18 protein-coding genes and 1 tRNA gene are annotated in these 26302 nt (G+C 66.3%); 15 read left to right on the top strand and 4 right to left on the bottom strand.

Annotated elements, in window-relative coordinates:
- From AC08OP_RS03960 to AC08OP_RS03930, 7 genes are all read left to right on the top strand, one after another.
- Positions 1–313: DUF8083 family protein (locus AC08OP_RS03960; RefSeq protein ID WP_476612943.1), on the top strand; the 313-nt coding region annotated here is incomplete at its 5' end.
- 152 nt (positions 314–465) lie between these two features.
- Complete coding sequence (gene bldC / locus AC08OP_RS03955; RefSeq protein ID WP_006540950.1) at positions 466–672, top strand: developmental transcriptional regulator BldC; 207 nt, start codon at positions 466–468, stop codon at positions 670–672.
- A 476-nt stretch (positions 673–1148) separates the two neighbouring features.
- Positions 1149–1979, top strand: a complete 831-nt coding sequence (locus AC08OP_RS03950; protein ID WP_476612942.1) for a hypothetical protein — start codon at positions 1149–1151, stop codon at positions 1977–1979.
- Between the two features lie 206 nt (positions 1980–2185).
- Positions 2186–2261, top strand: a tRNA-Glu gene (locus tag AC08OP_RS03945).
- Positions 2262–2351: 90 nt separating this feature from the next.
- Positions 2352–2627, top strand: a complete 276-nt coding sequence (locus tag AC08OP_RS03940; RefSeq protein ID WP_476612941.1) for a hypothetical protein — start codon at positions 2352–2354, stop codon at positions 2625–2627.
- An 805-nt stretch (positions 2628–3432) separates the two neighbouring features.
- Positions 3433–5241: a group II intron reverse transcriptase/maturase gene (gene ltrA / locus AC08OP_RS03935; protein WP_476612940.1), complete on the top strand. Its 1809-nt coding sequence runs from the start codon at positions 3433–3435 to the stop codon at positions 5239–5241.
- A gap of 32 nt (positions 5242–5273) precedes the next feature.
- Positions 5274–5927, top strand: coding sequence for a hypothetical protein (locus AC08OP_RS03930; RefSeq protein WP_476612944.1), 654 nt, complete (start codon positions 5274–5276; stop codon positions 5925–5927).
- Positions 5928–5950: 23 nt separating this feature from the next.
- On the opposite strand, the gene AC08OP_RS03925 is transcribed toward AC08OP_RS03930, so the two are convergent.
- Positions 5951–6760 carry a hypothetical protein gene (locus tag AC08OP_RS03925; protein ID WP_476612939.1) on the bottom strand — a complete coding sequence of 270 codons (810 nt, stop codon included), beginning with the start codon at positions 6758–6760 and terminating at the stop codon, positions 5951–5953.
- A gap of 278 nt (positions 6761–7038) precedes the next feature.
- Here AC08OP_RS03925 and AC08OP_RS03920 point away from each other — a divergent pair, with 278 nt between their 5' ends.
- The gene (locus tag AC08OP_RS03920; RefSeq protein ID WP_476612938.1) at positions 7039–7869 is read left to right on the top strand and encodes an HNH endonuclease; all 831 of its coding nucleotides are present in this window, start codon (positions 7039–7041) and stop codon (positions 7867–7869) included.
- Between the two features lie 206 nt (positions 7870–8075).
- On the opposite strand, the gene AC08OP_RS03915 is transcribed toward AC08OP_RS03920, so the two are convergent.
- From AC08OP_RS03915 to AC08OP_RS03905, 3 genes are read right to left on the bottom strand one after another with little or no spacing between them, the layout of a single operon-like run.
- Positions 8076–9170: a patatin-like phospholipase family protein gene (locus AC08OP_RS03915; RefSeq protein ID WP_476612937.1), complete on the bottom strand. Its 1095-nt coding sequence runs from the start codon at positions 9168–9170 to the stop codon at positions 8076–8078.
- On the bottom strand, positions 9167–11773 hold the full coding sequence (locus tag AC08OP_RS03910) for a ThiF family adenylyltransferase (protein WP_476612936.1): 2607 nt from the start codon (positions 11771–11773) through the stop codon (positions 9167–9169). Before AC08OP_RS03910 ends, AC08OP_RS03915 begins: the two co-directional genes overlap by 4 nt.
- Positions 11766–13073: a ComEC/Rec2 family competence protein gene (locus tag AC08OP_RS03905; RefSeq protein WP_476612935.1), complete on the bottom strand. Its 1308-nt coding sequence runs from the start codon at positions 13071–13073 to the stop codon at positions 11766–11768. Before AC08OP_RS03905 ends, AC08OP_RS03910 begins: the two co-directional genes overlap by 8 nt.
- Before the next feature lie 254 nt (positions 13074–13327).
- Between AC08OP_RS03905 and AC08OP_RS03900 the strand changes: the two genes are divergently transcribed.
- The 7 genes from AC08OP_RS03900 (at position 13328) to AC08OP_RS03870 (ending at position 26030) form a co-directional block, all read left to right on the top strand.
- A complete protein-coding gene (locus tag AC08OP_RS03900; protein ID WP_476612934.1) occupies positions 13328–13690 on the top strand; it encodes a helix-turn-helix domain-containing protein in 363 nt (120 codons plus the stop codon).
- A complete protein-coding gene (locus AC08OP_RS03895) occupies positions 13677–14198 on the top strand; it encodes an ImmA/IrrE family metallo-endopeptidase (RefSeq protein ID WP_476612933.1) in 522 nt (173 codons plus the stop codon). The genes AC08OP_RS03900 and AC08OP_RS03895 overlap by 14 nt, the downstream gene beginning before the upstream one ends.
- A 789-nt stretch (positions 14199–14987) precedes the next feature.
- Positions 14988–18149: an ATP-binding protein gene (locus tag AC08OP_RS03890; protein WP_476612932.1), complete on the top strand. Its 3162-nt coding sequence runs from the start codon at positions 14988–14990 to the stop codon at positions 18147–18149.
- Positions 18146–18634, top strand: coding sequence for a DUF7680 family protein (locus AC08OP_RS03885; protein WP_476612931.1), 489 nt, complete (start codon positions 18146–18148; stop codon positions 18632–18634). Before AC08OP_RS03890 ends, AC08OP_RS03885 begins: the two co-directional genes overlap by 4 nt.
- Positions 18635–18638: 4 nt before the next feature.
- A complete protein-coding gene (locus tag AC08OP_RS03880; RefSeq protein ID WP_476612930.1) occupies positions 18639–21566 on the top strand; it encodes a DUF1156 domain-containing protein in 2928 nt (975 codons plus the stop codon).
- Complete coding sequence (locus tag AC08OP_RS03875) at positions 21563–24826, top strand: DEAD/DEAH box helicase (protein ID WP_476612929.1); 3264 nt, start codon at positions 21563–21565, stop codon at positions 24824–24826. Before AC08OP_RS03880 ends, AC08OP_RS03875 begins: the two co-directional genes overlap by 4 nt.
- Positions 24827–25490: 664 nt before the next feature.
- On the top strand, positions 25491–26030 hold the full coding sequence (locus AC08OP_RS03870) for a hypothetical protein (RefSeq protein WP_476612928.1): 540 nt from the start codon (positions 25491–25493) through the stop codon (positions 26028–26030).
- The last annotated feature ends 272 nt before the right edge of the window (positions 26031–26302 follow it).

Genomic DNA, 26302 nt, shown 5'->3' with positions numbered 1-26302 from the left:
ACGGCGGGCGGGCCGGGCGGTGGGGGCGGTGGAGGAGCGGCGGGCGAGCTCTCCGGACGCCCCGGGAGTCGAGGGCGTCGGCGAGCTGGCCCGTTGGCTGGGGTCCTTCCATCCACAGAGCAGGGTCGAACTGGACTACGACGGGCTAGTTGACTTGCTGGACGATGACATGCTTCGGCGCGACAACTCTGTAGAGGACATCGTCGAGGCTGTCAGTGCGTTACGCCGTGGGCGAACAGACCTAGCGGTCGAAGCCTACGAACGAGTCCTGATGAGGTGGAGGCCCCTGCAGGCACGGGAATCCGCGAGCTGATCGGCGCATTCTGTTAACTGAGAGTTGCCGCCCGCTTCGGACGAGCTGTGACTAGTCAGTAGATGGTCCTGACGTGCCATGTCCGAAATGCCCCCGAAGGATGCACGATCTGTATGGGACGGAGCGACGCTCTGTGACGGGAGGCCAACGCAATGACGACACGAACGCCAGACGCTGAGCCGCTGCTGACGCCCGCCGAGGTTGCCACGATGTTTCGGGTGGACCCGAAGACCGTGACCCGGTGGGCGAAGGCCGGAAAGCTGACGTCGATTCGGACTCTGGGCGGTCACCGCCGGTACCGAGAGGCGGAGGTGCGTGCCCTGCTGAAGGGAGTTCCGAGCATCGGAAGTGACATCTAGGTTCGCGCCAACCTGGCGCGTTGCACGAGCCCCCTCCTCTCCTCGGGTACGGGTCCTCGGGTGCGGGCCGCACGGCTGACAGTGCGAGGGTGTCGGTCGTGAGTCCCGCGGAATAGGGCCGAAGGTCTCGAGAGCGGTTGATCGTCCCGTATCGGACGACAGCCGGAGGCTGCGGTATCACCATCGGGCCGCTGATGGAGGGGTAGATAGATCCAGGCGTCGGGTCGTCCGGCATGTGGGTGAGCCCATGCGTCGGGGTCCTGTCCCGCCGACGTCCCGCGTCAAGGACCACCTCCGCACCGGGAGGGCGCTGGGTGGACCTGCTGGGGAACCGGCGGACGGCTGTTACGGCTGTCCGCCGGTCTCGTCGCGCTGGGCCGAGGCGCTGGACAGCCGAGGCGCTGGACAGAGATCCGAGCTGCCGGGAGGTTGATCATCGTTGGACCGCCGCCTGGCGCCGTAACCCGCCCGGCACCGTGACGTCGGGCGGCGCCGATGACCAGGGCTGGGGACGGAAGTCGGCTGTGCCCGGTTTCCGGCCCAGTACCAGCGCCTTCCGGTTCACGAACAGCTTCGCTCCGCAACCGTTGCTGACCGTTTCGGCGCCATGGTCGACGTGGCGGCTGGGCCTCGGCGACGCCAGCCGGGGCCTGTGCGGCGGGATGATCTACGCTGTGCGTGATCTGTTCGAGGCCGGAATCGGGCCGCCGCCTGACGTCGTGGCGCCGGCCGTCGGGTCCCCGCTGTACGCGTACCTCGTCCGCCGCCTGCTGGAGAGCTTCGATATCCCGCGGGGGGTGGCCCGCTACTACCGGCTCATGCAGGGCGCCGACGCCGACGCCAACCGGGGGATCCGGCTCCGGCCGGGGGCCGCGCGGACGAGCCTGGCGGACGAGTGGCCACGGATCCGGCTCGATCTGGACGAGGGGTTGCTGTCCCCGATCGGGATCATCACGGTGCGGTCCTCCGATCCGCGGCTGCTCGGCCTGAACCATCAGGTGCTCGCCTACGCCTATGTCCAGGCCGGAACGTCGATCACGCTCCGTGTCTATGATCCGAACACTCCCGGGGACCGGGCCGACGAGGTCACGCTGAGTTTCAATCTCGCCGAGGTCCATGGTCGCGGCGATCCCGCCGGGCCGGCGCAGATCGAGCACTCGATCGCGATCGGGGGGCGGCCGGTCCGAGCCTTCTTCCGTTCCCGCTACCGATGGGTCGACCCGCGCCGCGCCATCGCGCCCGCGGCCGGCCGCCCCGCGGGGCAGGAGGCGCCGCCGGGCCGTTCACGCCTGGAGAAGGGTCGGTGACGCGGCAGCCGGGTGGCCGGGCAGTCGTCGGGCAGCCGGGTGGTCGGCTGGCCGGCCAGGGGAGCGTTCCCACGGGGATGCCGAGCGGTCGGGATCGCCCGGGAAGGGTTTGTCGTCCGACCGGGCCGTCCCCTATGCTTGCGGTGTTTCAGACGATCGACGTCGCGGTTGGGCGGATGCGCAGCCTCGCTGAGGGTCGTCGCCGCGCCCCCATCGTCTAGCGGCCCAGGACGTCGCCCTTTCAAGGCGGTAGCACGGGTTCGAATCCCGTTGGGGGCACCACGCAGACCCGTGCAGAAGCGATCTTCGTTCGATGACCGGCCAACTGGTCATCGAGGGCGGTTTCGCTCTGCCCCAGCGGGAGACCGGTCGATGAGCACGGCCAGCCGCACGGCGTCCCAGGCGGTGACCGTCCTGATGGCCACGGTGGTGACCCTGAGCTTCCTGTTCTCGTTCGGCAACGTATGGGCCTTGGGGATCAGGCTCGGAGTGCCTGCGAACGAGGCTCGTACAGCATCCATGTACGACACCGGGGTGCGGGGGGACCGTCGGGAGCTGGTCGTAAGCGCACGGGTGCCGATCGCCTGGCGGCGCCGGTCGGCGGCGGGTAGCGGCGCCGCAGCAAGGATACCGGGCGGTGCCGCCTGATGGCCGGCCCGCGAGAGTCGCATCGTCGCCTCCAGCCTGCTGAAGGTAGGGCGCCAGCGGAGACGGGCGGGCAGCGTCGGGCCGTAGCGGGTGGACGGGAACCTGCCATGCAGGTGGTGACCGTGCTCATGGGTGTGGTCGTCGCGCTAAGCTTTATGTTCGGGTTCGGCAACGTAGTGCGACACGATGTCGCACAGAGTGAGTGGACTCACCGTGTGAGGGATCGGAGGTGTCCGGTGGTGTAGTCCCGGGCCTGTGTCCAATGGTCCGTCCCCGCTTCGACGTGCGTCGCTGGTAACGGTGGGGTGCGAAGCTCGGAGTTCAAGCCCAAGGGTTCCCGTTCCATCCGGGGATTACAGGTGAGGGGAAGGCTGGTCGGGTGAACGTGAGTGAATCTCCGTTGATGCCTCGTCACGAATATCTCCTGCGATGGGTTGTGGTACGGGAGAACAGGGTTGCCCGCTGAGAAGCGGGGGGCGGCGGCTGGGGAAACGTTGTCAGCCGCTTGGACACCGCCTGCCCCGGGGTCAAGGAGGCACCCACCCCAGCCAGGTCTCGCTCGTGCGGAACGTGGAAACCCCGTCCAGGTCCCGGCATCCGCCGGGTAGGTGGACCGTGAGGGAAGCGGAAGCCCTGGGCGGGAACAGGATGGTCCAAGAAGCGAACGCCGGTGGCCGAAAGGCAGGAGGAAATCGGGAGCATGGCTGGCACCCTCGCCAACTTCTCGTATAACTCGCCGGATACGGGCTGCTGCCCGGACCCGAAAGGGTGCTGACGTGGACCAGGTGGATCTTTGAAGGGGTCGATGGCGACGTCGCGGGAACCGAAGGACAAGTTGGACGCCGTAGCTTGCCCCGCTGGTGCGGACGCGGCTGCGGTGAACGGACCGGAGGGCAACGTTCTCGACTGGGACCAGATCCGCTGGGACCGGGTCGAGGGCGACGTACGGCGGCTGCGGCAGAGAATCTTCAAGGCGACACGGGAAGGGGACCTCGCAAAGGTCCGCAATCTGCAGAAGCTGATGCTCCGTAGCCGCGCGAACACGTTGTCGAGCGTGCGGCGGGTCACGGAGCGCAATGCTGGCCGCAAGACCGCGGGCGTGGACGGGGAGGTTGTGCTCACTCCCCAGGCCAGGGCGAAGCTGGCTGTCTCGATCGAGGCGCCGGAGACGCCGTGGCAGGCCCGGCCGGTCAGGCGGGTGCACATCCCGAAGACGAAAGGGAGACGGCCGCTCGGGATTCCGGTGATTTCCGATCGCGTGCGTCAGGCGCGGATGAAGAACGCGTTGGAGCCCGAGTGGGAAGCGTGGTTCGAGCCGAAGTCCTATGGCTTCCGGCCCGGGCGCGGCTGCCAGGACGCCATCCAGGCGGTCTACTGCACGCTCAACGGCGCTGCCAAGCGGCAGTGGATCGTCGAACTGGACCTGGTCGCGGCGTTCGACCGTGTCGACCATGCTGCCTTGCTGGAGGCGTTGGGATCGTTCCCCGGAAAGGGGCAGGTCCGCCAGTGGCTGAAAGCTGGGGTGGTCGAACAGGGCAGGTTCCGTGCTTCTGAGGAGGGAACTTCCCAGGGTGCGGTGATCAGTCCGTTACTCCTGAACGTCGTGTTGCATGGGATGGAGGAAGCCGCCGGGGTCCGCTATTACAAGCGCGGTGACGCGGGTACGCTCGCCGCGTGGAAGTCCCCGATTCTGGTCCGGTACGCCGACGACGCCGTCGCGATGTGCCACAGCCGTGACCAAGCCGATCTGGTGCGGGAACGGCTGGCAGCGTGGCTGCGAGCCCGGGGTCTTGCCCTCCACGAGGACAAGACGAGGATCGTGCACCTCTCCCAGGGGTTCGATTTCCTCGGGTTCAACGTCCGTAGCTACGGCGGCAAGCTGCTGATCCGGCCCAGTAAAGCGGCTGTCAAGCGTGTCCGGGAAAGGCTCACCGCCGAGGTGGTGTCCCTGCGGGGCGCCAACGCCTCGGCGGTGATCGCCCGACTCAACCCGATCATCCGGGGCTGGGCGGCCTACTACCGGCACGTGTGCGCGAGCGACGCCTTCCGCGCGCTGGACGACCACGTGTGGAGACTCACCTACAAGTGGGCGAAACACACCCATCCAAAGAAACCGAAGAGATGGATAACCTCCCGCTACTTCGGCCAGTTCAACAAGTCCAGGAAGGCCAGATGGGTGTTCGGTGACCGCGACAGCGGCGCCTACCTCATCAAGTTCTCCTGGACCCCGGTCGTCCGACACGTCCTGGTGAAGGGAACGTCCTCACCCGACAATCCCGACCTCGCCAGCTACTGGGCCAGCCGGCGGCGCCGCTCGTCAGCGCCACCGCTGGAACAGTACGCCGCGCGGCTGATGAAAGCTCAAAGCGGCTACTGCCCAGCATGCGGAACGCTCCTCCTCGATGCGGACCAGGAACCACAAAACCCTCACGAATGGGAACAGTGGCTCACCACCATCCGGAAAGCGATGGACCACCAATCCCTCGCCACCGGAAAGGCTGGACCGCCCGGTAGGAACACCCACCGACTCCTCCACGCACACTGCTACCGCCGTGACCAACAGCGGACAGTCCAGCAGCTTCACAAAGACCGTGTCTCCGCTGGATCTGCTTGAGCCGGATGCTCGGCTAACGGGCCCGTCCGGTTCTGAGGGGGGCCAGGCGCAGCAATGCGCCTGGCCTACCCGACCTTGCCTTGGGAATCAGGCTCGGTGTGCCGGTCTACGTGGCACCGCTAGTGGCGCCGGCGGTGGATCTGTCGGTGGTGGCTCTATTGGTGGGAACGCGCGAGCTTGCCGTGCGCGGCGCGAGCGCAGAGCAGATCCGACCGGCTCGTCGTTTGCTCATGTTTTCCAGCGTCGTAACGATGGCGCTAAATATCGCCGAGCCGCTCATCGCCGGTCAATACGGGAAAGCAGCATTCGACAGCGTTGGCTGTTCTTTGCTCATTGGCTGGGCAGAGGTCGGACCAAACCTTATTCGGGCCATGCAGAACACGGCAAGCGCTACGGCCCAGACCGAGGCCCAGATGGCGAATGCGTCGGCCGCGTCCAAAAACCGGCCGACGCGCCGTACGGTTCCCGTCGCCGGTCCACCGTCGCCAGCCGGCGGAAGTGAGGCACGCAGGCAGGATCTTCGGCATCGGGCGCGTGCCGAGGATGTGCTGCACTGGCAGCAGCACCAGCGTCCGATCTCCGCGGAGACCCTGCGCAAACGGCTACACGTCGGCGCCGGCACGGCCCGCGGCCTGGTCGCCCAGCTCCGCAGCGATACGCACGTCGCGCTCGACGATGGGGGGTGAGGCGACAACAATGTAGAACTCCGTCACCCGGGGGCTCCTGCTTCGACGGGTGAGGCGCGGATCGCGATCGTGACGTCGTTGCCCGCATCCGGATCGACGGTGTGGTGCAAGCCGAGGTCTGTGATCCGGCCGTCGCGGATGTCCCACGCGCGGGCGCCACCGTCGCGGCCAAGGACCGAGCCGAGTGCGTCGATCGTCGGTTTCCACAAGTTTGGCCAGGCGCGGCGGGGCCCGACGACAAAGGCGAGCTGAAGGGCGACACCGCCGTCGGGCAGCGGGGTGGCAGAGGTGGTTTGGTCGCGTATCTGCTCCTTGTAGGCAGCCCTGCTGGCGGACGCGGTCGTCGTCACCTCGAATGTGCAGACCCCGCCCGGGTCGCCGGTCGGGACGGTTTGTCCGACCGCGACGGATGACGTGGCCGCGTGGCGCTTGGTCGCCCACACCGAGGCGAAGGCCCGTCCCGTCCGCTCGGTCGGTTTCGGCACGAGCGGGAACAGGTAGTTATCAAGATCGTTCAGGGCATCCAGTGGCACGGTGTCCGCGAACCCCACGTCGAGCCGGATGGCGAGTGGATCTCGTGCCGCCTGGATGGGCCCAGCGACCGTGGCATACACGTCGTCGATGAACGCCCCTGATCGTGCCTGGCCCAGCGACCCCGCCCGGTCCCAGCTCGCGAGCGCGGGCTTGACACCCAGCGTGCTGCCGGCAGCCTCGGGACGCGCGTAAAGAGAGGGACCAGCACGGACCGGACGATAGTGCCCGAGGCAAGCCGTAGCAGGAGCGTGCGGCGGCGGTGTGGCCTGGCGTGGTCGTTGGCGGTGGCCGTGGGACATGGTGGTCGGCTGAGCGAGGCTCGCCGCCGCACTCCGACGGCGCGCGGTGTGGCACCGGGTTCAGGCCGGCGGCTGTTTCACGTCCTGTCCGAGCCTTGGATCTGTCGGTAGACCGTCCTAAGCTGGGCTTGGCAGCGGCGCCTGCCCGGCTCCGAGCCGGCCCTCCTACGCGTGCCGCAGACGATGGACAAGGGTCTACGACTCGCGCTGACTGATCTTTGTCGTGCCTTCGAGGACCACGGCTGGGTGCGTAGGGCTTGGCCGGACGGGATTTCGGCATGACGACCAACAAGCGGGCGAAGCGGGACGCGCGCGACCGTCAGCGCAGGACCGGGGAGCCGTATGCGGTGGCTCGGCGTCGCACGGCTCGCCGGGAGCGCTCCTTCGAGGAGGACTGCTGCGCGAACTGCCTGGAGCGGCTGCCGGACGAGGTCGAGGGGCTGTTCTGTTCCGAGCTGTGCTCCCAGATGGCGGAGACGATCCGCTATTGGCGTCGCGTCGTGCGCGACGGCCTCATCGACAAGCTTGACGTCCGCGAGGCGGTGTTCACGCGCGTCGCGCACCTGCTCGCGGGCGGGTACGGAAAGTCGGCGCGCCGGCTCGCCGCCGAGGTTCGCCGCCAGGTGTGGCAACGCGACGGCGGTAGGTGTGTGCGGTGCGGACAGCCTGGCGAGGAGATCGACCACATCCGTGACGACTCGTCGGACCTGGGCAATCTCCAACTCCTGTGCAAGAACTGCCACCACGCGAAGACGGCCGAACGCATGGTGCCCGCCAGCGATGACCAGCGTGCCGCGGTCGACGCCCTCTACGCGACCCGCGTCCGACCCGATACCCCGGCCCTCCTTTGCGACGACGAGCTCCAATGGTCGAAGCTGTGGCGAGTGCTGAAGCAGGCCAGACGCCAGCGACTCCTTGATCAAATGGAGGAGCTGGGCTTGGCCGTCAAGGACTTCCGTGGCCTCAGCCGCGCGGAGATGATCGCTGCCATCGACGACGAAAACGACGCGGTCTCCGATGATCTCGACTCCGGTGGCTGGACCGAGGACGACGACTCCGGATACGGCCCCAACAGTTACTTCGCGCACGCAATGGCCAAAGATGACTAGGCGCCCCTCTCTGTCAAACTCGGCTGAGACGCGGGGATCAAGGGAATCTCTATAGCGAGTAGGGCGAGACAAGGATCTTCACGACCAGTGACGTTGACGATGGCTGACATGACCGCCTTGGCGCGAGACGATGGTGGGCTTGCGGATGGTGAGCCTCCGCGAGCCCCGTGATCGACGGGAACACGGCCATCCCGTGCCGGCTGCAGTCAACGTCCAAGCGCGGGGCAGTAGTGGTCTATGAGGGCGCGGGTGAGCTGCTCTCCTCTCGTGGTCAGCGCTTCAAGCGCCTGCTCTGTCATGGAGGCGAAGTTCGTCCGATAGGTCGAGACTCGCTCTCGTTCGACTAGGTCCGGGATTGATACCGGAAGGCGCGCATCGTACATCCCGAGGTAGGAGTAGACGAATCCACGGAGCATCCCATATTGCCCGAGTTCGTGTACACACGCGCGTGTACCGTCCTGCGCGCGTGTGTGCGCGATCTCGAAGCTGCGTTTCAGGCGACCTAGCAGGAAGTTCGGTGCTTGAATCGATGTCCGGCCGATGCCGGCATCAACGGCGATGAGATAGTCCAGGTCGTGAGCGTGGCTTGTGTGTTCCTTCGTTCGTCCTGGGAACAAAGGGCTCAGGCCGAGGTTGTCGTAGACGCCTCCGTCGGTCACATTAATTGTTTTCGTGTGGCGCGAGCCATCGCGGCGGGTGAACGTGTACGTCCGGTTCAGTTGCGGTAGTATGGCTGGGAATGCTGCTGAGGCGGCCACCGCGTCCGCCACCGGGATCGGATCGCTGATGAATCCATGGGGCGAGCACGAGCTGAGTTGGCTTCCATAGCGGACGGCGTTCCCCGTCGACAGGTCCGTTGCCGAGATGATGGTGCTGGTATTGCGACGCGTCACATCGGTCATCAGCCGGCGTCCGAAGGCGCGGGATGCGAGTGCATCGACTAGGGCTTCGGTGCGAGTGCTGGCCCGGCCGCGCTTTAGCCGCCCTGGCAGCATTGCGCCCGTGACACTTGCTGCATTCGCGGCGACGCGCCGGGGTCTGAACGCCCGGATCGCGAGCTCACGCTGGAGCCCACGCCGCAGCAACGACGTCACGGTGTCGTCGAATTCGTCGAATGGCTCTGGGCCGTAGGCCCACATCGCCGTTAGCAGGCTCCCACCGCTGATACCGGAGACGACTTCGATGTCGGCGAGAACGTTCCGGTCGTGGAGCGCTCGCAACGCCCCCAGTCCGAAGGCCGCCGCACGAAATCCGCCTCCGGACAGCGCCAGGCCGACCTTTGGACGTTCCTGGACGCTCACGACCGCCCCCGTAGCCACGCCCATCGTGCCTTTGACTGCGCCACGCCCCCGTGGGCCGCGCGCCCGCCCACAGCAACACGGATTCGTGGGCCGTACCCGCCGCGGAAGTACGTGCCGGCCGGCAACCGCTGGAGGTCCATTCCTCCGACGTAGCCCGGGTGGCCAGCGGCCACTGGGCCGGCCGATCGCGGGACGACCCGCAGGTAGAGGTCTGGAAGCTCGCCAACGGTGCCTTCGAGCCAGTAGGTCCAACGGCGTTCGCTGCCGCCCAGAATCATCATGAGCGCGCGGCGGATCGTCCCGTCCGGGCCTACGACCGACGCCATTCCCTGCTCGTCTGTCGGACTGGGTCGCGCGGGCCCGACCGGGTGGGTGTGCCAGAACCCGACGAAGCCGGTCGCGCGACGGGTCCGTTCCATCTCGGCGTTGACACGCTCTTGGACGCCTTCGACACCGTGCTGGAAAAATGTCTCGGCCAGATAGCTGTCCGGCGGAGGCCCGGCGACCTTGTCGACGTACACGATGCCCGTCGCATCGTCGAACGCCCCCAGCAACATGCCACCGGTCTCGATCTTCGGTCCGCGTACCCGAGCTCCGCGTCGCGCTTCGGCACGTGCCTCGGCCAGCGCTTCAGCGCTGATCCGGACCTCGTAGCCACTCGTGCCGTCGACCTGGACGACGTCCGCAGGCCATTCGGCGCGCGAGGTCCCGAGGCTGGCGGCGGAACCAAGGCGTACCGCCGAAGCGAACGAAACCGGAACGTCAGCCGCCGAACCGGTCGACGGCGCGCGGCCCAGCACGTTGAGGGCTTCACTCAACATCGCCCCGGCCAGCGCTGTCGTCTGAGCGGCAGCCCCGACGAACGTCGGTGCCGAACAGCCGGGCTCCGGGAAGAACAGTCGCGTTCGAGGGCTGGCGGGAAAGAGATCCTCGCCGACGTCAGCCCACCCCGGCGTTCGCGACGAAGCCAGCAGTTCCACCTTCCGGTACGTGTCCGCCCCAGCCCCGGTCGCGCCGGTCAGATTCGTCGTCACCAAGCCGCGCCCAGCGTCGTGACCGATAACCATCGTGATCAACGGCGGCCGGACCGTCGCGTCCCTCCGGGCCTTCTCGACGACCAACCGGACTGACGCATCAGCCGTGGCGTCGACAACGAGATCGAAAGCGCCCAGGTCTCGATCAGGCGCGAAGAAGGTCGTGCGGACGTTCCCCACAGACGGCGTCACAGTCACGTCGGGGCGAATGGACGAGAGGCGTTCAGCTAGAGCCGACACCTTCGCACGCCCGATGTCCGCATCCGTGTACGGCTGCCGCACCAGGATGCCCGGAGTAACGAGGCCGTTGTCCGCCACGGTCAGTTCGTCTACGCCGGCACGGACACACAACTCTGCGACGGGCGCACCGAGCGCGCCAGCGCCGAGCACGAGGGCTCGTTTGCCGGCCAGCCAACTCAGCGGCGTCCCTTGGTCCCGACGCCGGGTCACCTCGGGCCGCGTCTCCATGACTCGCATCCAAGCGATCTTGACTGAGTCGAACCAGCTGAACGCGAGGTCACGGACCTCGCCCTCCAGGTCCGTGACCGCGAGATCGCGGACCTGGGCGAACAGGTCGGCAATCTTAGAACTCAGCCCGTCCAGCTTCCACGCTGCCAGGTGAGCCAGCCGCGTCTCGCCTTCAACTCGCCGAGACGGCGTCCCGACGAGCACCGCCGTGAACAAAGGCGCGCCTTCGACCTCAGCCTCGTCCCAGGCGGCACCAGCAGCACCCGGATTCTCCGCCCTCTGCCTCGCGCGCAGTTTCCGATTGAGGACGGTCGCCGCCGCCAAGTCCAGCAGGAGGCTGTCGCGGTCGTACCCGGACTCGGAGAGGCCCTGACTCAACGCCTTCACATCCTCCGGGTACTCGAACCCGAACTCGTCCGGCGTTAGCACGGCAGGCACCGCGATGACCGGACGCCCTTGGGCGAACACCTCAACACCCTCCGCGTCAGCGCGGGCCGTCGCCGTGGCCAGGTCTACCCACTCGAGTACGTCCACGCGTCGACGTCGGGTGTCGGCCGCACACCACGCAACCAGTCTCCTGGTCTCGGAACCCGTGCCGTCCGAGGCCCACGGCACGCGATCGCCGAGGTCCGGGTGAACCAGGACGATGCCGGCGTCGGCCGAGGTGTACACCGCAGGCGGGTGCAGCGGCTGTCCGTCAGGGTCGAGCGTTCCGGCTGCCGCACGTTCGACCCATTCCGACAGCCGGCTGATGAGGCCACGGATCCCGTCCGACGGATTCCACTCCACCGACGGGGATGCGTACAGGCACAGGTACCTCCCCCATTGGACGTGCGGGGTCTTGGCCCACCGGCTGTGAACGGCAAACACCGCAGGCGGCTCGTACGGGAACCCGTCCCGGATAACGACCTTGAACCGTTCCCTGGGACGGACCGTGATGCCATTCGGGCCGTGATCGAGCCCGGAGGTGTCCATCGAGATGGTGAACGCGGTGTCGCCGTGGACGTTCTTCCACTCCTCCAGGAGTTCGACCGCGCCGCCAGCGACCGCGACTAGGTCGAGGAGTTGACGGCGCGCGAGCAGTCCAGCCTCGTCAGTCACACCCGAACCCGACAGTCGTGGTAGGCGCGTCCTGCGACCCGCGGTCGGCTCTAACGGCCGCCTGAACCCGCTGCGTGCCGGTCGTCGTGTCGGCGACGGTGATGCCGCGGGTCGCGTAGCGACCCGCGGCGGTTGCCGCCGCGGCCACCTCGCCGAGCCGACGTCGAGTTCCAGCCGCCTCGGCGGCCTCGGCACTCTTCGAGGACAGCGCGACCACGCCGTCCTCGACGATCTGCGCACCGTTCGCGTCGATACCGAGCACCACCGGCGACGGATCTTCCTTCGACGGCCATTCCATCGTGCAGATGAACTTGTCGAGGTAGTCCTGGTATCGATCCGCAGCCTTTCGGTGCGGCGGGTTCGCGCCCGGGTCGTCGGACACCGGGATGACACCACTGCTCGCGACGACCACCGACCCCTCGCGGGCGTGACGCTCAAACGCCTTCAGGATGTCGGTCTTCAATACGTCACGGCCGTCCTCGCGAACGTACATGATCTTTTTCGAGCAGTGGTGAGGAGCGAGCAGCAGGTTCCACTCCAGGTAGTGCTCCCGTCCCTTCTCCTCGCTGTAGTCGAAGATCTTCATGATGGTCTCGTACGCGAGGTCACCGAACAGCAGCACCTTGCCGTCCTGACCGCCGTCCTCGGTCAACGTGATCTGCATCGACAGCGAGGTGTCGTTCCGGGCTGCCGCGCAGTCGTCCTTGAACGGTGCATGGATGAAGGCCTCGAACCGGCCGGCGTGGTCGACACCGTTGATCTTGGTGATGCTCTGGCCTGGGTAGACGAGGTACTCCTTGGGCAGGTCGTGGTACGCGTGCTTGGACTGGTCGGTGTCGTACCCGACCACGAGCACACGATCACCTTCAGCGACCTCGTTGCCCTCCGCGACGGCCTTCTTGATGGCTTCGACTCGGCGCTCTACCTCCTCGTGGAACGCCTTCGCGTCCTCGCACAGGTCCGGGGCGTCGGGGTCGTCGAGGTACTCGCGCCACATCCGGGGCGTCGCCCACAACTCGCCGATGATCGCCTTGTCCAGGAGGTCGGCGAACCCGCTGCAGTGGTCCTTGTCCGCGTGCGTCAACACGAACGCCGCCAGGAACGGACGGCCGTCGAGCTTCGGCAGCGCCTTCACCAGGAGATCGACGACCGGTACCTCAGGGGTGTCGTCGTCATCGGCCTTGTCCCGGTCGTTCAGATCCACCTGGACGAGAACGTCCTCCGACACGACCACGGTCGAGCTGTCGCCGGTCCCCACCGGCCAAAACACAACACCAAGCTCGGGCAGTTCGGTACTCACCAGCTGTTCTCCATTCTCCGACACCGGGTGCGCCGCGGCACAGGAACGATCCGGACCCGCGTCTCGCGCCCCCCCCTGCGGGTTTGCCACACTGACGCTTACCGGACCGACGCGTCAACGATGGCAAGGACGGTACGCGGGGGATCGAGCTGAGGTCAACTTGGCGGACCGCCACACCCCTCAGGGGTTTGCACAGCAAAACACCTGCGGCTAGAGTCCTGTGCACAGAGCTGTGGACTAAAGGTGGACAGGCTGTGGACTGGACCGAAGATGCGGTGAGCGCGCTGTACGCCGACATCGGCGCCAGGGTGCGCCGAGCCCGGAAACGCCAGGGCTGGAGTCAGGTCGACCTCGGTCGGGTCGTAGACCTGACGCGCTCATCCATCGCCAACTTGGAGGCCGGCCGACAGCGCCCGCCCGTCCACGTCCTACTGCTGATCGCCAAGACGCTCGAGGTCTCTGTCGACGCGCTCCTGCCAGACGGGGAAGAGCTAGAGAAGCTCGCCAGAATCCCGAGACCTGTCGTCGACCTTGCCGGGCAACCCGACGCAACTCACAACTTCGTGACCTCAGCGATACGTCGCGCCACAGGAGGTATAACCGATGGCTCACGCTAACGTCGACAAGGCGGCGGCCCTCCTCGAATTGTGTGGAATTGCGGAACCGCCGGTACCGGTAGAACAGATCGCCATATCGCTTGGCATTCAGGTCGTACGATCTGCCGGCGAATGGAGCGAATCAGGCTTTCTGCTGCGTGACGGCAGGCGAACTATAATCGGAGTCAATAGTCGTAACTCGGCAAAGCGGCAACGCTTCACGATCGCCCACGAGCTCGGACACTGGTCATTGCACAAAGGAAAGCCCCTTATCGTAGATCAGTCCGTGATGATAAATAAACGGGACGACGTATCCAGTCAAGCGACCGACCAGGAAGAGATTGAGGCGAACCGATTTGCCGCCCAACTGCTCATGCCCAGAGGCTTTGTGGCGAATGTCCTCAAGAGGCTAGAACCATCCACCATCAGCTCGCGTGACGAGCTTATCGCGATCTTGGCTAGAGAATTCCACGTGAGCAATGAAGCAATGGGTTGGCGACTAATCAATCTCGGAATTCTCTCAAGCTGATCAATAGTACGACCACGCAATTTAGGAGCGTGATCCAGATCTCTCGACGGTTAAAGGTTGTTGCTTCTGCCCGTCGCCGAGGAGGCACTCTCGATCAGGGTTTGTACAGGGCCCGATGCAGGGCTTGCGCGTGGGCGGGGTCGAGGACCCTATCAGTGAACATCGCGTGGTAGGGCGGCGGACGCGACACCCAGCCACCGGAGAAAGGTGAGCCGTAGACCCTCGCGGCCGGATCGCTCGCCATGTCGAACGATCCGGCCAGCGTTGGTCATGTAGGTCGATTGGAGAATGGACTCGGTCCTGACGATGTGGGTGCTCATCTGCTAACGGGGCTGCCGACACCGAGCCTGCCCTACGGCAAATCTAGTAGCTCCCATCTAGCGTAGGTGTCGGGCCGGGCCGGCACCTCGGCACCCGGTCGCCGCGCCAGCTCGGCGCGAGGCAGAGGTCATCGCTGGAGCGGCGCGACTGACCGGCATCGGGATCTTACCTCCGTTGGTCGACCGTACGAGGCGAGCCGCCGCGACGCCGCCTGCTGGTGCCCGACGCCCCTTGATCGATGCCCTTCCCAACATCATCTGCGTCCGGCCGGGTAGTGGGTCAACGGCGAGTCGGCTAGGTGGCAATCGTGCGACGTGGCGTGACAAACTGGGCCACATCACGCTTGCTGCCGCCCATGCTCCCCAACGAGCGGGTCCGTTGGCCGGCTCGATCGGAGGGGCACTCGCGGTGGCGTTGCGACCGGTTCGGACGACATGTGACCCTCGTCGCGACGTTCTCTCCGGGACCATGGGTGACAACCAGTTCGCCGCCCAGCTGGACAAGGTCGTGCGTGACCCGACGGGTTACGAGGTCTACGGCGATCCGGAGCAGTTCTTCGCATTGACCTATCCGACCAGCGGCTTACGCGAGTTGGTCGCCAGGACCTTCGGCCGGCTCGCAGGAGTGAAGGGCGAGGAAGGTGATCATGGGGTCCTGCGCGCCGAGACGAGCTTCGGCGGCGGGAAGACGCACTCGCTGATGGCCGTGTACCACCTGGCGCAAGGCGCGCGCCCGGCAGACATCGTTGACTTCGTCGACCCCGCGCTCCTGCCTGACGGTCCGATCCAGGTCGCGGCGGTGGTGGGTGACGCACTTGACCCGGTCAACGGTCTGGAGACGAACGGGGTGACGACCCGGACTGTCTGGGGGGAGATCGGCGCGCAGTTGGGCGCGGAGGCGCACCGAGTCCTGCAGGCGAGCGACGAGGCGCGGACCGCGCCCGGAACGGAGACACTGCGCAAGGCGTTCGGGGCTCGCAAGACCGTGGTCATGATTGACGAGATCGCGCAGCACCTGCGGCAGGTCGCCGCGTCCGGGAGCGAGGAGGTCCGTCGCACCGCAAGCCAGATTCCGGTCTTCCTCAAGAACCTATTCGAGGTCGCGATGGGCGACGCCAACGTCGTTGTGATCATCAGCTTGGCGGGGGCGGACGACGCCTACGCGAAGGAGACCGCGGAACTTGGCACCGTCCTCGACGGCAACCTTGGTCTTGCTGCCCACACCCGTGGGGAGGCCACGAGTGTGCTTGCCCGCTCCGGGCGTGTCATCGAGCCCGCGACTGACAAAGAGATCGTCGAGATCCTCAAGCGGCGCCTGTTCGTCGAGATCGACGGGGCTTCCGCCGCCGCGGCCGGTGAGGCATACCGCGACCTTTACGAGGCGGTACGCGGATCGGTCCCGCTCACCGGCGGCGCCGACCGGCCGTCTGCCTACGCGCAGGCGGTGGCCGCGTCGTACCCCTTCCATCCGGAGGTGATCCGGGTCCTGGACAAGCGGCTGGGAGGGATACCGAACTTCCAGCGGGCGCGGGGCGCGCTGCGCCTGCTCGCGGAGGTTGTGGCCGGTATCTGGCGTACGGGCGACGATGCGGCGATTATCAACGTCGCCGATATCGATCTGGCGCAGCCGGCCGTTCTCAACGCGCTCACCGTCGCGGTGGAGCGGGCGCCGTTCGCCGGCGTCGCTCGGGTCGACATCGCCGGGCCGGAGTCGCACTGCGCGCAGGTCGACGAGGCACGTTTTCCCAACCGGCCGCGGTACGCCACGCGGGTCGCACGCACGGTGTTCCTGCACTCTCTTGAGTTGAAGGCGGGTGTCGGCGCCGGCCGTGCGGAGTACGTTCTGGGCACCTTGCGTCCGGGTGAAGACCCGGAGATTCTTGATGAGGCGCTCGAGGAAGCCGAACGGATCTGCTGGCACCTCACCTACGACGGTGCGCGGTGGCGCTTCCACACCGAGCCGAACGTCAATAAGATTATTGAGGACGGCAAGCGAGACATCCCGAACACGCGGACCACGGAAGAGACGAAGACTCTCATCAGGAACGCGTTCACGAGCGACGGCGGTATCGTCGCGGTTCCGTTCCCTGCCAGCCCCGCCGAGGTCGACGACGCGGCCCGACTACGAGTTGTGGTGTTCGACTACGATCACGTCTCCGTCGTGGGCCGGCATGCAACAGCCGTGCCGCACCCGGTCCAGGAGATCCGCGAGCATGCGAGTGCCGCGGGGCAGCTGAGGACCTTCCTTAACGCGGTGGTGTTCGTCGTTGCCGACGCCGAGGCCGTGGAAGATCTCAAGGACCGTGTCCGCGCCCGGCTTTCGCTGGAGGCGCTCCTCGCCGAACCTGCGCGCATGGCAAGCTTTGCCGACGAGATTCAAGCGAAGGTCCGTCGGATGTACGACGACAGCTCGTTGAACGCCCGCATCGCCGTTACCCGCTGCTACAAGCACGTGTACTACCCGGTGCGCGACGCCAGCGCAGGCAACCTTACCCACCGTGAGCTACCCCCTGCTGCGAAGGGTGACACAGCGAAGAGCGCGGTCCGCACCGTGCACACTCTGCTGGTCAACGAGGGCAAGGTCCGTAACGAAGCTATCTCGACTGACTGGCTGCACGACCGTGCATGGGACAAGCCTCACGCGACCACGACGAAGAGGGTCGCAGAGTGGTTCTGGCGGGACCCCGGTGCTCAGCTTCTCCTGGACACGACCTTGCTCACCGACGCGATCAAGAAGGGGATCGCCCACGACGGCTGGGTCTACTACGACACTGATGCGGGTAAGGCGTACAGCGCCGGCGGTCCGAGCCCGGCGATTCAGCTGTCCGAGACGGTGGAGCTGCTGACTGCCGCGGAGGCCACCGCCCGTGGACTACTCGGTCGTGCGCCGACCGTGCAAGACGTTCTCGCCGTCGCCACCACCCCGACGACGGGCCCGGTGGTGCGGGCGGCACTCGAGCAACGGTGCCGCAAAGAGCCCACGAAGACGCAGGTGGCCGACGTTCTCGCGGACGCGTTCCGGCAGGGCCGGCTCGTTGTCACCGTCGCCACACCCGTCGAAGGGGTGAAGGCGCTCGGTGTCAAGGATATCCGCGAACGGTCCCTCGACGCCTTCCATGTCCTACCCCGCGGTGACGCCGACCGCCTCGGTGTGGTCGTCGGCGACGCGCGAAGGGTGACCCGTGTCGAGCCGAAGACAGGCCCCGCGGGGGTCGCGCTCACCAACTTCAGGGACGACCTCGCCGACAAGAATCGTCCCCTCGCTACCCTGCGACTCACTGTGCAGGGTGACACGAGCCGCGGCCTGGGGGACCTCGACCTTATGACGATGGCGTTGGCGCAGCTTCCCAAATACCAGATCACGGTCGCCGTCGAGGTGACGGCGGAGCTGCCCGGCCTGGATGGCAGCATCGAGGTCCGTCTCGACGGTGACAAGAAGGATTACCAGCAGGCCAACGCCAAGCTGGCGCCCCTCCTGAAGACTGCCAGCGAGGTCGAGGGCCGCCTCACCTTGAGTGTCAACTTCGGTGAGGCCGGTGTCGGCGCCAATGACCCAGCCCTGGCGCAGGTCGACACGGTCGTGCGTAACCTTGCGCCAACTGAGATCACGCTCGACGGAACCCTGGCATGACGTCCAGCCGGCCCCGGACCGCGCTCAGCCGGCAGGCGCGGCCGTCCGCAATCCGGGCTTTCCGCTTAACCGTCATCCCCGAGACAAGCGGCGGGACTGGGGCTGACAGGTACGGGTTCAGGCTCGAGGAGTCCTACGGAAGCACCGACCGCAGCCTCGCGATCTCCGTCGCTACCGCGACGCCATTGCACGCCTCCCGCGTTCTCGACGCCCTTGTAACGGCTCTCCGTGCCAGCGGCAAGCCCGTCAGCGTGCTCTCCCCAGCTCGCAGGCAGCCGGTTGTGCTCGATGAGGCGGCCGGTGTCCGGCTGGCCCTCACCGTGTTCGCCACACAAAGGGTGGCCAAACCAGCTCGCGTCCGGCAGATCGTCGCGGGTGTGGCATCGATGAGCACCGAGGAGACCTACTACTGGTATGCGAAGGCAGTCGGCCCCGACGCCGATCGGGTCCGCCGCGCCCTACGGCTGTTTCTCGCGGCCGAGTGAGCCGATGACCCCGACGACCAGCACCGCCCCGCGCGTCCTCGCCGAAGACTGGCTGCCGGTCGCAGAGCTTGGCGTCGAGTCCCGTCGCGAGCGGGCCGCCGCGAGCGCGCTGCCACCCCTGTCCTTCCTGCACGTGTGGTGGGCACGACGTCCCCTCGTAGCGAGTGCCGCTGTCGTCCTCGCCGGGTTGCTGCCGGCGTGGAGCGAGGAACTCGCTGACGCTTTCCCCGGTGCTCGACAGGTCGCGAACGATCGTGCCTATCGGAAGTGGCTCCTGCACCTCGTGGGAATCTGGGGCGACCCCATTGCAGCGCGCAGGGCCTACGACGAGGCAGTAGCGTCCAGGCAGCGGATACCCAACCCCTACACATACAAACAAGCTTTCCGCAATCACCCGGATCGAGAGAACCTCAACCTCCTCGCCGACGTGTTACGGCGGACCTGGGGGGAGGCTCCGCTGGTCGCCGACCTTACGGCGGGTGGAGGCAGCATCCCCTTTGCGGCGACTCGGCTCGGGATACGCACCCACGCGAATGACCTCAACGGCGTGGCTGCCTGCCTGCTGCGTGCGGGTGTGCAGTACCCGGCGCACTTTGGGCTCGATCTTCTGCCGGACCTCCAGCGATGGGGTGGGAAGTTGATCGACCGTATCCAGAAACGGATCTCTCCCTTCTTCCCATCCGGGCCTGACGGCCAGGTCCTCACCTACATCTGGGCACACTCCGTCACCTGCCCCCGCACCGGCAAGACAGTGCCGCTCGTTCCAGACTGGAGCCTGCGCACCGACAAAGGCAAGGAGGTCGCCGTCCGGCTCGTCACCCACCGGAACGGGCGGGAGCTGGACGAGCCCGCCTTCGAGGTAGTGGAAGGCGACGCCATCGACTTCGACCCACGCCGCGGCACCGTCCGCCGAGGGGACGGGCTCTCGCCGTGGGACGGCCAGGTCATCGACGAGTCGTACATCAAAGACGAGGCCCGAGACGGTCGCATGACGTCCGTCCTCTACGCCGTCGCCATCCGCCTGCCAGACGGCGACCGGGCCTTCCGGCCACCCACCGAGACCGACCTGCGGGGCGTGCGGGAGGCCGAGATCGCGCTGGAGCAGATCGCGGGCACCTGGGCACGGCAGGATGTCCTACCCCTCGAGGAACTGGCGGAGAAGGGCGACCGGGGTCGCACCTCCCGGCCTCGATTGTTCGGGATCACGACGTTCGCGAAAATGTTCACGCCACGGCAACTCCTCGCGCACGGGATCTTCGTCGAGGAGTTCCGCGTGCTGACGGCCGAGGTATGTGCCGCGATGCCTGAGGATGGCGCGCGTGCGGTATTGACCCTGCTTGGGATCATGCACGGCAAAGCACTCACTTACAACGCCAAGCTAGCGAGATGGGATCAGTCTCGCCAGAAAATTGTGAACGTCTTCCAGCGTCACGACTTCTCCTTCAAGTGGTCCTATGCAGAATTCGAAGGCAAGGCGCTCTTTCGGTGGTCATTGGAGCAGCTCCTCGATGCCTTCGGCGGTCTGGCTGGGTTGCTCGACGCTACTGGCGTCGATCTTGCCACCGGGAAACTACTGGATCGTAATGTGACGATTACCCAAGGTAACGCCGCCGACGTTGCCGGGTTGGCCGACGGCTCCGTTGCTCACCTGTGTATGGACCCGCCGTACTACGACAACGTGATGTACGCGGAGCTGAGCGACTTCTTCTATGTCTGGGAGAAGCGCACCATCGGCCGGGTCGCTCCTGACCTGTTTCCCACCGACACGGCGGACGCGGAGAACGAGGCCGTCGCCAACGCGTCCCGATTCGCCCATATGGGCCGGCGGATGCGCGAGTTGGCGGATGCGGACTACGAGGCGAAGATGACGGCGATCTTCTCCGAAGCCCACCGGGTACTGCGGGACGACGGCGTCCTCACGGTGATGTTCACCCACAAGCGAGCCGAGGCATGGGACACCCTCGGGATGGGCCTGCTGCAGGCGGGCTTCACCATCGAGACGTCCTGGCCGGTCAACACAGAGGCCGAGCACTCGCTCCACCAGTCAGGAATCAACAGCGCCGCGAGCACGATCATGCTTGTATGCCGGAAGCGGCCAGCGGCGATGCCTGGCCGCCACCGCGTGTACCGGGAGGATATCGAGGCCGAGGTCCGCCGCACTGCCCGAGATGCTGTCGCCCGCTTCCGCGCCGACGGGATCGACGGCGTGGACCTGCTCCTATCCGCCTACGGGCCGACCCTCGGCGTCGTGAGCCGCCACTGGCCGGTGTACACCAGCACGGCGGACGAGACCGGACGCGCGCAGCTCCTGCGTCCGGAAGACGCTCTTGGCGTAGCGCGCGCAGAAATTGTCCGGGTCCAGCGGGCGCGTCTTGTCGGCCACCCCGTTGAGTTCGACGCGTTCACGGACTTCACCGTGGCGTACTGGGACATGTTCAAGGGGCCCCTCACGACCTTCGATGACGCACGACGTCTCGCCCTCGCCGTTGGAGGCCTCGACCTCGACGAACTCGAACGGGCAAAGATACTGCGGAAGAAGGCTGGCACGGTCGGCCTCCTCACTCCCGAGGACCGGCTGCGCACCCGCGGCCAGGACGCAGACCTGCCAGGGGTTCGGGTCGACGCCGAGTCGTTCGCCAGTCTGATCGACGCCGCACACACGGTGTGTCACATCGCGGACGAGGACGGTCTCGGACGGGCGAAGATGTTCCTAGAGCGGACAGGTCTCGCACGGGACTCCGGGTTCGTCGCGACCGTCCAGGCACTGGTGAACGCCGTTCCCCGTACGAAGGTCAACGGCGACTTCGTCCTGTCACTCGCCAAGACTCTCGATCGCCTCGTTACTTTCTGCATGCCGGACGTGATACTCCCAGAGGAGGTACGTCCGCTGATGACGAAACAGGGCGATCTGTTCTCCGGGGTTGCGACGTGACAGCGGCCGGGGAGCCCGGGTCCGGGCTCCTGCCACCGTCGGACTTCACCGGTGTGTCCTTGGCACCGTCGTACTCGACGGGCGAAGAGCCCCTCAACCGGTTCTACGTGCCACTTCTCGCACGCGCGACCGAATACCGTCGGCTCGTCGGCTACTTCAACTCCGCCGTACTGGCCCGCGCCGCCGCCGGGTTCGCACCCTTCGTCGCTCGCGGCGCAACCATGCAGCTCGTCGTCGGCGCCCAACTAACGGAGGAAGATGTCGATGCTGTTCTACACGGTGAGCCGCTGGACCGGGTCGTTGCCGAACGCCTGACAGTTGCCCCGCTCGATGACGGGGTCGACATCGTCGCCCGTGAGCGTCTGCGGGTCCTCGCCTGGATGCTGCGAGAAGGGCGGCTTGAACTCCGCGTCGGGGTGCCCGTGGACTACCGTGGAGTACCCCTGCGGACGGACGAGGCGCGCCGCTACTTCCACTCAAAGTACGGGCTGTTCACCGACGAGCGGGGACGCCAGGTCGCGTTCATCGGCAGCGACAACGAGACCATCGCCGGCTGGACCGGAAACCACGAGACGTTCCACGCCTACTGGTCATGGAACGACGAGGTCTGGTCCATCTACGGCCTGGACGTGACCCGTCGTTTCCAACAACATTGGGACGGCGATCCTGACTCGGGTTGGATTGTGATGCCCGTCCCGGAGGCCGTTCGACAGGCACTCGTCGATATCGTTCCCAGCGGCTGGCACCCTCCGCCCCACGATCCCGACCCCAGGTTGCGTCTCCCGGCCACCGGCAGCAGCGACGTTGAGGAACCGGACGAGCGCACGCGATCTGACCCCACCGCCGTACCTGGTCACGACGAGAGCAATGCCATCGACCTCGTGGAGGCCAAAACCGCTCTGCTCGAGGTACTCGAGGCCCCGCTCACCCGCACGTTCGTCGGGGTCACCAGCGCCGGTGTTGTTGCATTGCCCCACCAGCTACGGATCGCCGTGCGTGCGGTCGACACCTTCCCGCGCGGCTACCTGCTCGCCGACGAGGTCGGCCTCGGTAAGACCGTCGAGGCGGGCCTCATCCTGCGCGAGCTCCTGCTGTCGGGACGTGCACACACCGCACTGCTGCTGGTGCCAGCCAGCGTCCTGCGTCAATGGCAGGAGGAACTGCACGAAAAGCTCGCCCTCGACGTCCCCCGCTACGACAGAGGTCTCTTCCTCGACCGCCACGACACCAAGCTCGCGACCGACTCGGAGGCCAACCCCTGGTCGGCGTACCCGGTCATACTCGCCTCGTCTCACCTCGCGCGCCGCGCCGACCGCACGGAGAAGATTCTCGCCGCCGCCCCGTGGGACGTCGTCATCGTCGACGAAGCACACCACGCCCGCCGCCGCGGCCTCAAGGCCACTGGAACGCCGAACCGGCTGCTCGCGCTCCTGCAAACGATGCGCGACGCGCACGCCTGGAAGGCCCTCTACCTCGCGACCGCGACACCGATGCAGATGGCGCCCCACGAGGCATGGGACCTCATCGAGCTTCTCGGATTGCCAGGAGCATGGGGGGATTCCGCCGAGCACCTCATCCGCTACTACCGCGAGCTGCGCCGTCCCGCCGAGGAGAGGGACTGGGCGCTGCTGTCACGGATGCTGCGTGACCACCTCGACCAGCCCGACGCGCCCCACGAAGAGGCGTTGCGCGCTCAGGTCATTTCCGACGTCGGGCCGGCCAGGTCCCGTGCGGTCCTGACACTGCACGAGCCGCCACCTCCAACCCGACTGCGGGTGAACGGCTGGACGCTGGCGCAACAACGGTGCGCTGATAGCTGGCTTCGGGCACATACGCCGATGCGAGACAGAGTATTTCGCAACACACGTTCGACGATGCGTTCCTATCAGCAGCAGGGACTGTTGCCCGCCGACCTCGTCATCCCACGTCGACGTCTCTATGACGAGTTCATTACCCTCAGCGGTCCCGAGCGGGAGTTGTACGACCGGATCGACGCCTACATCCGTCGCTACTACAACGCGTACATGCAACAGGACAGCGGCCCGGCGGGGCGGGCTCTCGGCTTCGTCATGACCGTCTACCGGAGGCGCCTCACCAGCAGCTTCCACGCGGTCCGCAACTCCCTAGCACGCCGCCGCGACACGCTCGTCGCAGGAGGAAGCACCGCCCTGGGGGCGTTCCTGGACATCGACGACACCACCGTCACCGAGGACGATGACGCTGCTCCAGCGGACGTTCACTCCACCTTCCTTCCCGACAACGTCCTTATCCAACTCCGCGACGAGGTCACCGAGCTCGACGCCTTCATCGCCGGCATCGACGCGCTCGGAGGCCACGACACGAAGGCGCAGCAACTCGACCGGGACCTGTCCGACGCAATAGCGGCCGGCTACGACAGCGTTGTGGTCTTTACGCAGTACACCGATACCATGGACTATCTTCGGGCCAGGCTCGCTGCGCCCTACCAGCGGGTCGCCTGCTATTCCGGTCGCGGTGGCGAGCAGTGGGACCCGGCCACCGGCACGTGGCGTCCCGTGAGTAAACCCGAACTCAAGCGACGCTTCCGGGCCGGTGAGATACGCATCCTCCTGGGCACCGACAGCATGAGCGAGGGACTGAACCTGCAGACCAGTGGCCGCCTGTTCAACTACGACATGCCGTGGAACCTCATGCGCGTCGAACAACGAATCGGCCGAATCGACCGGATCGGCGCCGACCACCCGGTCGTCACCATCAGCAACTACTACTACGCGGATACAGTGGAACAGCAAATATATGTCAACATCAAGGAAGACTTCGGAGACTTTACCGAAATCATTGGCGACGCCCAGCCCGTCCTCGCAGCAACAGAAGAAGCCATCCGTAAGGCCGCGATGCAGCCGACCGTCGCAGCGATCAATGCCACGCTGGCCGAAGAGGTCCGGAGCATAAAGAACCGGGTTACCCAGGCGACCACCGGCGACCTACGCCTGTCAGACGCCGAAGAATCCGCCCCGGTCGTGCCCACGCTAACACCCGCCGCCACCCTGGCCGACTTGGAAAAGGCGCTCACAAGCAACCCACTCACCTCTTCCTACCTGCACCCCGTTCCAGGAAGGGACGGACTGTACGTCCTCAAGATCCACGGTTCTCCAGAGCAATACGTAACCTTTAACCGTGATCTCGCAAACGACGCCGGACTCGACGTTGAGCTACTCACATGGGGCAGCCAGCCATTGGACAATCTCCACAAGAACATTCTGTTGCTCACGAACGACTGATCCGGCGAACCGCTGCGGGTTGGCTCGCATACTGATGGATATCGGCGCGGGGTGAGCCGGGTCGGCGGAGTCGATCACGAAGCACGGGGGCGTCTGCGTCCCCCTCGGTGTCCCTCTGGTCGAACCAGAATTCCAGCGAGTGCTTTGCAGCCGAGGTCAGGCGCACCGCCCGACGTCGGCCCGTCTACTCCGGCCCCTGCTCGGGGGGTGTGAAGCGGGCGGGTGCGGCCGGCCGGTGGTTCCGGCTGCTTCCGGCGCAAACCGCGCCCTGGAGCAAGAGTACGCTGCCAGCCATAGGCCGGCAAATTATGCGATACCGTACGGGATCGGCTGCGATGGCCGCCCGAAGAATCCGGGGAAGCGGAGCATCTTTATACTGCGGCGCATGCTTCCGGCGACAGCCTGGGCTCCCGGTGAGGGCGCTCGGATTTGGACGGTCATGGGTCGCGTTCAAGAACGACAGCTGGCCCAGCGCACGGAGGCCAAGCGTGCCCGCCGTCGCCTGGCGAGAAGCTACCGGCGGCGCCTGGCCAGAGAGGACGGACATTTGTCGCCAGCGGACCGAGCCCGGCTGCGGCAGGACTACGAAGCCGCCGTCAACGCCACCTGGCGAGGCGGCCCGGTAGTTCTCTCCTTCCTATTCGCACCCCCGGATTGCGATGCCGTGCGCATGCTGGATGTCCGTGGAGAATACTTCGACCATCGCACCAGCGATACGTGGGACCTGTTCTTTCCGGGCTATTACAGGTCGATGAACGGTCCATATTTCGAGGCGCAGACGGGGGCTCGGCGCGCCGGGTATGGATACACGCGCGACTGGTATTTCCACCCGAGGGAGTTCAACGCGATGCGCGAGCGCGTCGAACGATCTTCGGAGTATCGTTGGGAGTACTCCGGCGGGGCCGACCTCGTGCTCGTGAGTGGGTACCTTCCTGAACGCGGTGAGCCAACTATCGATTGGGCGTCCACAATCGCGGGCCAAGTCACCGACAGGGCATCGAGCACGAGAACGCTGACGCTGGCGGAGATAGTCGAGCGTCTGACCCGCGACCTGGAGAAGGCGACGGAGGACCCGGCGTACGGGGTTGGGGACGTCTCGCAGGCGGCCCCGCCGGGTAGAGACCATGCCGCAGTGCGCGAATTCGTGGTCGGTACCCTCGCAGGGATCGCTTCGGCGCTCGGTGCCGGGGCGATAGGCGCCTGACCTGCGTCAGGAAAATCGAGTAACCGAAGCAGATTTGTTGAGACAGGACAGAGGCCGAGTTTCGGGGACAGGCAGTATCTTTCCTGACACACGTGCCGGTTGCGCAGGCAACTGCCGACAACGCTAGCTACACGAGGAAGGACGCTTCGGGGACGTTGATCAGCGAGGCCTCCGGCGCATGGACGATCGCGACGACGCCAGACCAACCTGGCTAGCAATCAAGGCGGAGCGGGTGCAGCGGGCACCTGCTACAACGCCGGCCTCCCCTTCAT

The sequence above is a fragment of the Frankia sp. CeRuru1 genome (assembly GCF_977966315.1).
This window is presented reverse-complemented; position numbering and strand designations above follow the sequence as displayed.

Excerpts from the sequence above, each read along its gene's own strand:
- AC08OP_RS03920 (WP_476612938.1), top strand. The coding sequence starts at position 7,039 with ATGACGACCAACAAGCGGGCGAAGCGGGACGCGCGCGACCGTCAGCGC.
- AC08OP_RS03940 (WP_476612941.1), top strand. The coding sequence starts at position 2,352 with ATGAGCACGGCCAGCCGCACGGCGTCCCAGGCGGTGACCGTCCTGATG.
- AC08OP_RS03890 (WP_476612932.1), top strand. The coding sequence starts at position 14,988 with ATGGGTGACAACCAGTTCGCCGCCCAGCTGGACAAGGTCGTGCGTGAC.
- ltrA (WP_476612940.1), top strand. The coding sequence starts at position 3,433 with ATGGCGACGTCGCGGGAACCGAAGGACAAGTTGGACGCCGTAGCTTGC.
- AC08OP_RS03880 (WP_476612930.1), top strand. The coding sequence starts at position 18,639 with ATGACCCCGACGACCAGCACCGCCCCGCGCGTCCTCGCCGAAGACTGG.
- AC08OP_RS03925 (WP_476612939.1), bottom strand. The coding sequence starts at position 6,760 with ATGTCCCACGGCCACCGCCAACGACCACGCCAGGCCACACCGCCGCCG.
- bldC (WP_006540950.1), top strand. The coding sequence starts at position 466 with ATGACGACACGAACGCCAGACGCTGAGCCGCTGCTGACGCCCGCCGAG.
- AC08OP_RS03895 (WP_476612933.1), top strand. The coding sequence starts at position 13,677 with ATGGCTCACGCTAACGTCGACAAGGCGGCGGCCCTCCTCGAATTGTGT.
- AC08OP_RS03885 (WP_476612931.1), top strand. The coding sequence starts at position 18,146 with ATGACGTCCAGCCGGCCCCGGACCGCGCTCAGCCGGCAGGCGCGGCCG.